The 10,000-nt window shown below is 45.1% G+C and carries 7 protein-coding genes; 4 read left to right on the forward strand and 3 right to left on the reverse strand.

Annotated elements, in window-relative coordinates; translation table 11 throughout:
* Together LDL40_RS18630 and LDL40_RS18635 are read left to right on the forward strand one after the other, a co-directional pair.
* On the forward strand, positions 1-884 hold an 884-nt coding region (locus LDL40_RS18630; RefSeq protein WP_300996997.1), incomplete at its 5' end, for a sigma 54-interacting transcriptional regulator.
* 31 nt (positions 885-915) lie between these two features.
* Positions 916-1,692 carry a molybdopterin-synthase adenylyltransferase MoeB gene (locus LDL40_RS18635; protein WP_300996998.1) on the forward strand — a complete coding sequence of 259 codons (777 nt, stop codon included), beginning with the start codon at positions 916-918 and terminating at the stop codon, positions 1,690-1,692.
* Here LDL40_RS18635 and LDL40_RS18640 read toward each other — a convergent pair.
* Positions 1,682-2,068, reverse strand: a complete 387-nt coding sequence (locus tag LDL40_RS18640) for a putative zinc-binding protein (RefSeq protein WP_300996999.1) — start codon at positions 2,066-2,068, stop codon at positions 1,682-1,684. The two genes, LDL40_RS18635 and LDL40_RS18640, sit on opposite strands and share 11 nt — an antisense overlap.
* Positions 2,069-2,203: 135 nt before the next feature.
* Entirely contained in the window at positions 2,204-3,379 is a 1,176-nt protein-coding gene (locus tag LDL40_RS18645; RefSeq protein ID WP_300997000.1) for an HPP family protein, read from the reverse strand.
* A 350-nt stretch (positions 3,380-3,729) separates the two neighbouring features.
* On the opposite strand from LDL40_RS18645, the gene hemN reads away from it, so the two are divergent.
* The gene (gene hemN / locus LDL40_RS18650) at positions 3,730-5,091 is read left to right on the forward strand and encodes an oxygen-independent coproporphyrinogen III oxidase (protein ID WP_300997001.1); all 1,362 of its coding nucleotides are present in this window, start codon (positions 3,730-3,732) and stop codon (positions 5,089-5,091) included.
* Between the two features lie 148 nt (positions 5,092-5,239).
* Positions 5,240-7,207, forward strand: a complete 1,968-nt coding sequence (locus LDL40_RS18655; protein ID WP_300997002.1) for a methyl-accepting chemotaxis protein — start codon at positions 5,240-5,242, stop codon at positions 7,205-7,207.
* Between the two features lie 184 nt (positions 7,208-7,391).
* Here the strand turns inward: LDL40_RS18655 and LDL40_RS18660 are convergent, their stop codons facing one another.
* Positions 7,392-9,464: a TonB-dependent receptor gene (locus tag LDL40_RS18660; RefSeq protein ID WP_300997003.1), complete on the reverse strand. Its 2,073-nt coding sequence runs from the start codon at positions 9,462-9,464 to the stop codon at positions 7,392-7,394.
* Positions 9,465-10,000: the final 536 nt, after the last annotated feature.

Consider the following 10,000-nt stretch of genomic DNA (forward strand, 5'->3'; position numbering starts at 1 on the left):
GCGAAACCGGCGTTGGGAAGGAGCTTTTTGCCAGACATTTACATCGGTGCTCGTCCAGAAGAAATAAACCTATGGTGTATGTAAACTGCGCAGCATTGCCAGAAAGCCTGGCCGAAACCGAGTTATTTGGGCATGTCAGAGGTGCATTTTCCGGAGCTCATGGTGAGCGGATGGGACGGTTTGAGGCTGCTGATGAGGGCACTTTATTTCTCGATGAGGTTGGAGAATTACCACTGTCTATACAGGCAAAGTTATTACGGGTTTTACAAAACGGTGAGATTCAGCGCTTAGGTAGTGACAAACAGCGTCAGGTCAACGTGCGGATTGTGGCCGCGACTAACAGGGATTTGCATCAACAAGTGAAAATGGGGGAATTCAGAGCTGACTTATACCATCGATTGTCTGTCTATCCTTTACCTATTCCTCCGCTCAGAGAGCGACAGGACGACATTCCATTACTTGCCGGTCATTTTCTCGAACTAAACCGAAGTCGATTGGGAATGAGGGCTCTGCGGTTGTCTGCGTCGGCAGAACTCGGGCTTATCAATTACAGCTGGCCCGGAAATATCAGAGAGCTTGAACACGTCATTAGCAGAGCTGCTATAAAGGCTTTAAGCCGCGGCGCCCAACGTTCAGACATTGTTACTATAGAACCAGACCTGTTGGATATTTTTGACGGTATGCAGAATCTTCCAGACTCTGAGAACTATAGAGTTGACGAGTTAAGTCATGTCACATTAAGGCAAGGCGTTGAGCAAATACAGAAATCGCTTATTCGACAAGCTGTGGATAAAAATAATGGAAGTTGGTCCCAGGCTGCTCGCCAACTGGATTTAGACCCCAGTAATTTGCATAAACTAGCTCAACGACTCGGGTTGAAATAATCATCATTGACGCAAATAAAGTGGTAACAACATGACAAAAAAATCCCGCGACACTGCTGAGTTGAGTACAACTGAAGCTTTACGCTACAGTCGGCATTTGATGCTGCCTGCCATGGACTTTCGTGGTCAGGAGGCTTTACTCTCATCAAGGGTATTGGTGGTGGGGATGGGAGGGCTTGGGTGCGCAGCAGCTCCTTATCTTGTCGCCAGTGGTATAGGGCACATCACTCTGGTCGATGATGATCTGATCGACCGGACTAACTTACAAAGACAGATCCTATATCGGGAAAGTGATGTGGGTTCGCTCAAGGCGCAACGTGCTTGCATGGCTCTGCGTGAGCTCAATTCTGAAATAGAAATTGAGGCGCTCTGCAGAAGGCTGGATGCAGAAGAGCTTTCTAAACTTGTTGGTGGTTATTCGTTGGTACTGGACTGTACAGATAATTTACTTACGAGAAATGCGATAAATGAAGCTTGTTTTAAGGCTCGCGTGCCGCTGGTTTCTGGAGCTGCCATTCGTTTTGAAGGTCAGGTAGTGTGCTTTAATATGCACGATGATATGCCTTGTTATCAATGTCTGAGTCTTCAGTTTACAGAACAGCAGTTGACTTGTATGGAGGCTGGTATTTTGAGCCCGGTAGTTGGTGTTATAGGTGCGGTTCAGGCACTGGAAGTAGTAAAAATACTCGCGTCTGTCGGATCTCCGTCATTTGGGGTTCTTCAGCTTTTTGACGCCTTTCACGGCCAGTGGCGTCAATTTAAGTTGGCTAAGGATCCAAATTGTCCTGTGTGTGGCTCTAATCAATGACGCGAATGTCTTGAGTCACAATTTCGCGTGGGAACAATTCAAGTATGTCGTATGCGTCTGTTACTAGATAGTCATCATGGGCACGCTTTTTTAAGCCAAACATTGTTAATTCGATATGCCAGGTTGGAACTACATTTATTGTCGCAAGGCATTGTTTTACGCAATTTAGTGGGCAGCCATCAATAGCTAATATAGCTCTTCCCGATTGTGCTGTTTTTACCAACTCTGTGATATTGCCTCCAATACCAGCAATAGAAGACATTTCCGCCAGATTTTTCCTGTTGAGTATCAGGGCTAAATCATTTGCAAGTTGTGCAACGTTTGAACAACCAGAACAAGCATAGACAAGAGGCTTGTTGTCACTAATATGTTTCATAGTTAATTCCAGCAAACAAGATTGATTATCGAGTCTAATACTTGTTGCCAGCAGAAAATTGATTCAAATCAATTCGTTGTCGTTACTACCACTTTATGGGTAATCAGCTTGTTAGACCGCTTGTCGCCTAGGATGTTACATAGCTTGCCGCAGAGGTTGTTGCTGAACCAATGTAGCCAGTAAATCAGATTGGGTGATAATGCCACAGAGTTGCTGAGCGGCATTGAGTACTGGCACCTGATGCAAACCGTTATGTGCAAGCAAAGGAATCAGCGCCGCGATATGGTCTGTCTCTTTGACTGTTACCAGCTTACGATTCATCCAATCTCCAACTGTAGCTCGCGCAGAATCAGACTGTGGTTTGAACCAACTGAGGATCTGTGTTCTGAACGAGAACAGATCAGATTCGGTCAAGTCTTTCACTACATCCACCAGGGTAAATATGCCTACCAGTTGCCGCTGCTGATCGATTACGGGCAGCATACTAACCTTGTGGCGACGCAGCAGTTGCCAGGCTGTTTGCAATGGTGTTTCTGATGTTATGGTTAATAAATCTTTTGCCATAATATCGCGACACAACAGTTGCGAGTGGCGGCTAAACGCATGCTGTTGCGCTCTATGGTACAGTTGCAATAAATCAGTTTCGTTAATATCCAGCACCCGATCGAGGCTATTGATTGCCGCTGCTAAGTCGCTGTGCTGCAGCTGCAACCTGTCTAGCGGCTTGGCGTCTGCTGTTGCTGGTGCGCCAGGCCCCTCAGATGTTGTCTTTGCTTTAAGCCAGTAGCGCTGTAGAAATAGCGCGCAACTTAGCATCACCAACAGATTAAGGCCTACCGGATAAAAAAGGAATTCCAATCCAGGCGCAGGCCCTGCTGTGGTGGCGATCACCGGGACCAGCGCTGTAGCACCTCCTGGTGGATGCATGCACTCAAGCAGGTACATTACAAATAACACCACAGCAATGGTGGTCGCTGCCATCAGTGGAAAACTGTTAAACAGGTGACTGCATGCAAGGCCAATGGCTGCAGGGAACAGATGGCCAGCCAGAAATACCCATGGTCTGGCCAACGGGCTGTTTGGTATGCCAAATAACAGTACGGCCGAAGCCCCCATTGACGCAAGTAATAGGGTATAGCTGCTGCCGGCCAATAGCAGACTACTTACCTGAGCGACCAGACCAAGCGCGACAAATGCAGCGCACACTACTTTTAAACGCTGTTGCAACGTAATGGCCGACAAGCGTTGTTCGTGAGGGTGATATAACCCGAATTGACGCAGCAGTCGTTGCAGCAAGGTGTCTGGAGTCATTGGTGAATCTGGTCTGTTGGAAGCAAGTCGGGCTATCATAAACTGCACCAAAACAAAGCGTACAGCGTTTTTGCGAACTAAATTGGTGCAATTCTATAGTGTGCATTCTGAAAACTACCTAATACATCAAATGGTAGACCGTGCTGAGTGGCTACAAAATGGCTAGCTACCGTTTTTTTGCCTGCTATAAAAGCCGATTTAAACTCGTTTATACCTCTAATGTTACGAGGAGGTACCCGCAATGATTTCCAAGCCTATCAGGTTAGCTTGTTAGAATAAGCAATAAAGTAGTTTTTTCCGGTGGTCGCGGTTTGCAGCATCACCGAAAGCATTCCTGGGCCGAGGTAAGCATGAATACGTTGTTGTGGGATCCTGAGTTAATAGCCAAATACAATATTAACGGTCCGCGCTATACCTCCTATCCAACAGCTCTTGCGATGGACAAAAGTTTTTCGCACCAGATGATTTATAAAACACTGTCAGCCAGTTTGTCAGAATTGAGCTTGTACATTCATCTGCCGTTTTGTCACAAGCTCTGTTATTACTGCGGTTGTAACAAAGTCATCACCCGTCACCAAAATAAAGCTGACGATTATCTGGACGCACTTGAGAAAGAAATGGAAATGTATTCACCTCTACTTAAGGGGAGATTGATCAATCAGGTCCATTTGGGTGGCGGTACACCTACTTTTCTCACTGAACAGCAATTGAGTCGCTTGATGCGTCTTATCCATCGTCATTTTGCTTTAAATCAAGATGCAGAAATCAGTATCGAAATAGATCCACGTAGCTGTAGTGATGAAAAACTTGCTCATCTGAAAGCCTTAGGTTTTAACCGTGTAAGTTTTGGCGTTCAGGATCTTGATGAAAAAGTGCAGATTGCCATCAACAGAGTGCAGGATGTTGATCTGATACGTCGTCAGGTGAAATTAAGTAAAGAGCTTGGGTTTGAGTCGGTGAATCTCGATATTATCTATGGACTCCCTCATCAGCAGACCAACAGTTTCGCAGAAACTGTTGAGGAAATAGTGCGTCTGGACCCTGACCGTATTTCCTTGTTCAGTTACGCTCATCTTCCTGATCGCTTTGCATCACAGCGCAAAATCCCACAAAGCAGTTTGCCAGACGCCCCATTGAAGCTTGAACTGATGCAAATCGCTATTAATAGATTTGTCGAAGCTGGTTATCAGTTTATAGGAATGGATCATTTCGCTAAACCTCACGATAGCCTGGCCCAAGCTCAAAAGTCTGGTCAGCTACAGCGTAATTTTCAGGGATATACCACCTCTGGACAGGATGCCTTGGTTGGTTTGGGTGTATCTAGCATCAGCCAGGTGAACGGTGTGCTTTGGCAAAATACCAAAGAATTGCCTGAGTATTATGCAGCTATTACATCCAATGCTATTCCGGTTGAAAAAGGATTTTGCTTAAACCTTGATGACAAGATCCGGGCTGAGTTGATTAGCCAGCTGATTTGTCATTTTGAACTGGACCTAAAAGCATTTTGTACAAAATGGTCCGTCAAAGATTTTATGTTGTATTTTGCCGACGCGATGCAAAAACTGAAGCCCTTTATCAGTGATGGTCTTGTTCACGTTAGTGCAGGTCATCTGCGGGTTACAGATAAGGGGCGTCTTTGGGTTCGCAGCATATGCGCTTGCTTTGATTTTTATCTTGCGCAGGGGCAGCAGAGTTATTCAAAAGTAGTCTAGAAGTTGTAGGCGTTAGTCATGTTTTATTGATAAACAAAGAGAGCAAAGGAGGTAGTTAATTATCCCAGAGAGGTAGGCCTTTTGTTTTCTGGGGGTTCTGGTATTTTTTACCTAAAATAGCGGTAATTTCTACCAAGAGGTATACCCTATGGCTTCCTTTATTCGTGATTTGACTCTACGTCAAAAGCTCAGCTTATTATTAGTATTCCCAGTATGCGCAGTGCTTTGGTTGCTGGGCGATCGCCTGGTTGCGAGCTGGTCACAGCAGCAGATGGCTAACTATGTGTCCTCATCTATAACCACTTCAGTCAGGATGAACTCTTTAATCAGTGCTTTACAGGCTGAGCGCGGGGCCAGTGGTGTTTATTTGGCAAGCAAAGGTCAGCGTTTCGGCGATCGGCTGAAGCAATTGCGTGTTCAATCTGATGAGATGCTGCAGATAGTGGCTGCATTAAACCAACCAGAATTGCTATCTTTGAAGCAGCAATTAGACAGTGTGCGTGAGTTACGTCGTCTGATTGACTCACTGATCATCAGTAATACTGAATCTGCGGAGCGTTATACCAACCTTATAAAATCCATGATTGCGGTCAATCACCAATTAGAGGCTGACGTACCTCATCGTGATATGGCCAGAGAACTTGCCACTTTAAATCAGTTTATTGAGATGAAAGAGCGGGCGGGCAGAGATCGTGCACTATTAGGCTTAGTATTTAGCAGAGGAAGTTTTAACAGTGATTTGTTAACAAAATACAGTGATAACTTCGGCGCCTACAATGCGTTAATGGAAAACTTTACCCGATTATTGTCTGCCGGGCGCCTTGATGATTGGAAAAAACTTGTGTTTCAGCAGAGTTTTTCGGAGGTCGAAAAACTACAGCAGTTGGCTTTTACTGCTCCTCTAGAAGCGCCTTTGAATGTTGACGATGGTGTATGGTTTGACATCGCAACCAAAAGACTCACGGACATGGCAGAGTTTGAAAAACTGCTCAATGCCGATATTACAGAGAGAGCCGATGTGCTGAAACAGCAAGCACTCACTCATCTGTGGGGCTTGTCTATTCTCACTTTAGCCATAGCTGCTGTGGTGTTTTTTATCGCTTTGGTGTCGGTACGTAATATAACCTTTGCCGTAAAAAGTGTGGATGGAACCATTCGGGCCTTGGCTGAGCGTAATCTTACCGCTCGCTGTCTTTACAGCTCAAAAGATGAATTTGGGCAAATCGCTCTAAGTACAAACGCCATGGCTGTAGAGCTACAGAAAGTCATCAGTGAGATTGGTGAGGCGACCATTCAGGTTGCCACTGCTGCAGAGCAATCATCAGCTGTGACTATAGAGACGAGCAAAGGCGTGCAGCGGCAACAGTTAGACACCGAACTGGTGGCAACAGCTATGCACGAAATGGCGGCGACTGTGCGCGATGTGGCCAGTAGTACCGCTGAAGCTGTGTTGTTATCTGAGGTTGTACAATCTGGTGCCACTAGTGGCCAGTCGAAACTTGAAGAAACAATAAGCCTGATCCAGCAGTTAACCACTCAAGTCGAAGAGACCTCCGGTGTGATTGAAAGTGTAAAGCGCGATAGTACTTCTATCACCTCGGTGCTTGATGTGATCCGTGGCATCGCTGAACAAACCAACTTGTTGGCCCTGAATGCGGCCATTGAAGCCGCCAGGGCGGGTGACCAGGGGCGTGGTTTTGCTGTGGTGGCAGATGAAGTACGCACTTTAGCGCAGCGCACGGCACAGTCTACAGGCGACATACAACAAATGATTGAGGCTTTGCAGAATAATGCTTTGAATGCATCTAATGCAATGCACCTGAGTCTCACTTTAGCTCATAACGGACGAGAGAAAGTGGCAGAGACCGGAACCATCTTGTCAGGGGTGCTGGAAGGGATACATGGTATGAATGACAAAAATATGCAGATCGCTTCAGCGACTGAAGAGCAGGCCGCGGTTGCAGAAGATATAAACCGGAAGATTGTAAGTATTAGTGATATAGCGACCCAAACGAGTTCAGGTGCAGAACAAACAGCAGCAACCAGTCATCAGTTGGCAAAATTGGCAGAGCAACTTCAGGACCTCGTAAACAGATTTCAACTGAGAGTCTCTTAGACTTGGCGCTCATCATCACAGCTAAAGAGTTTGGGTCAATTAAAGTGAACATGAAAGTATGGGAACTGGTTTTGCTTTATTTTGACTATTTAGGTTAAGTAATCCCCAGAAAAACCAGAGCACATAATACGCTGCTCTGGTTTTGTATAACTAACGTCGAAATGACTTAAACATCATTAGATTATCAGAAACTGTAGGTCGCCGAGGCTCCCACAGTGCGTGGGTTCACCATAGCAACATAACCATTTGGATAGGTGGTGCTTGCAGGATCCCGGGTTGTCAAACCATGTTCGTCAAAAGCATTGTTCACAAAAGCACTGACCATCCAAGCCTCTGAACTGTAATTTACTGAGGCACGAGTCAGCACATAATCACCGGCGGTGCGTTCTTGGGTATTGTTTAAATCACCATAAAATTCACCAACATAATTGCTGCTAACGTCCAGTTTCCACTGTTCGTTCAGCCAGTAACTGAGTCCGAGGCTACCGTTAAAAGACGGTGCAGAATTAAGCTCATTACCAACTGCTTGTTCAAAACCCGTTGGTGCTTGGTCGATTTTCGAATGCAAGAATCCAAGGCTGCTATGTACTTGCCAGTTGTTGCCGAACATAGTGTAGGCTTCCAGTTCCAAACCATAACTGTGCGCCTGATCAATATTTGTAATAGTGCGGGTGCTACTAAGCGCCTGATAATCACTGAAATCATTATAAAACAGGTTGGCACTAATACTGGTGTTACCGCCATTCAATACACTGCGAGAACTCAGTTCATAGGTGTCTACACTTTCTGAATCATAGTAATAGTAAGCACTAGTTACACTGTTGAATGCTCCGCCACCTGCATTATAGCCTTGTCTGGCACTGGCAGATAATGTGGTATGTTCAGCCAGTTTGTATTGCAACACCAGTTTTGGCAGAGTAAAAGTTTTGTTTTGATCTAACACAGCATTTACCCATGCACCTCGCATCAGCAGATTGAAATCACGTTGCTGCTGTTCGCGTTCAACCCGGACTCCTGAAATCAAGCTCCAGAAGTCATTTAAACGCACTGTAGCCTCTCCATAAGCAGCTTTGGAATGGCTTTCGTCATCGCCGAAATAGTTAGTCGCACCCACACTCTTAAAATCTTGCTCACGTTTAAAGTAAGCCACGCCGAAGAAACCTGAATACGTCGACGAAGCTGAGCCATAGTCTAACTTCGTATCAAACGTCAGTTCAGTTTGATCCATCAACACGTCAGATTCAGCTGCTTGCGTTGCTTCATATCCTTCAGCTCCCCACTGATAGTCCATAAAGGCAACCAAAGTCTGTAATGAAAATAACTCCGACAGCTTATAGTCAAGTTTCAGACTGCTTGTGTCAGACTCAGTAGTGAGATATCGCTGGAATAAAGGCTCATGTGCTTCAGGGTCTTTTGCATTAAAGTACAAACGGCCTGCGTTACCTTCTTCCTGATAATGTTGGTAGCTGAACAAGGCTTTGAAATCTGTTAGCTGTTTCGGGGTCCATAGTAATTTCGCTCTAGTGTTACTGGTATCCAGTGTGTCATAAATTTTTTGTGTAGGGTTTGTTGAATAACTCTTTGGGTTGGAGTAGGTTTCGCCATCAATCCATTGACTGGCAATACGAAATGCCAGCTGATCGTCTATCACCGGACCAGACATGACCGCGGCACTGTCAAAGAAGTTTTCCTGATTTCGGTATCCTAAACGAACGGCACCTTCCCAATCCATTGTCGGATCTTTGGTATTTACATACACAGCACCGCCAATACTGTTACGACCATTGCTGGTAGATTGTGGACCGCGAAATACTTCGACCTGTTCTATATCCCACAAGCCAGTGTCGCCGGTTAAATCAGCCACAAAAGGTTGAGTTACACCATCAACAAGTGTACTAACCCTGGCTCTGGCTCCACCGGTAAAAGAATTAAAGCCAGTTGCAGAACCATTACCAGAAACCCCTCGGATATCTGGTACTGCACCAGTTAATACTACAACGTTGGATACATCAGTTAACGCATCAGACATTGATACCAATTGACCGCTATCTAATAGTGCTTGGTTGATTACAGATACTGACGATGCAGTATCTTTTACTGACCGCTCAGTTTTTTCACCAGTAACTACGATCACTTCAATTGATTTACGCGCGTTTTCTTCTTTTTTTTCTTCCGCGTGTATATGAAGTGAAGTACTAGAAAAGGCAATCAGTAAACACTGGGCCAGCAGTGTTCTTTTTATTGCGGCATTACCCATTATGTTAATTCCTATTTTGAATGTTTGTAATTCTACTATTCATCCACCGCTATAAAAGCCAATAGAAATTATCATACAATTCACCCAAATGCAATTGAAAATGATTATCATTAGTGGTAGTGTTGTGTCCCGTATAGGTAGGGATAGAGTGAAAATGTATTTGTTACTTACTATCTTTTTATTGATGTTGGCTATCGCTGTTAGTTATGCAACTAACAAACATCAGCGAATGTTTAGAAAGCCAATCTCAAAAAAGTGGCGCATAACATCTGTTTTGTTTTTTGTGGCTGGCATTGCTGTGGCAGCCATTCAATTGTCGCTGTCCGCCACAGTATTTTTTTGCACAATGTTGTTGATGCTTTGCTGCATCTTACTGCCGTTAGCCACACTGCTAAAAAAGGAGCGCTCAGACTATGGCGAACCACGCTAAAGGGATCCAGCCAGACTGGCTTGGAAAATCACTTGCAGGTTTGCTACCAGGTTTAGCGCTTGCTTTTGTTTGTGTAGGTTTTTACGCCTGGTACGGACCAGGCAGC

The sequence above is a fragment of the Rheinheimera sp. genome, assembly GCF_020217005.1.
Taxonomy (GTDB): Bacteria; Pseudomonadota; Gammaproteobacteria; order Enterobacterales; family Alteromonadaceae; genus Pararheinheimera.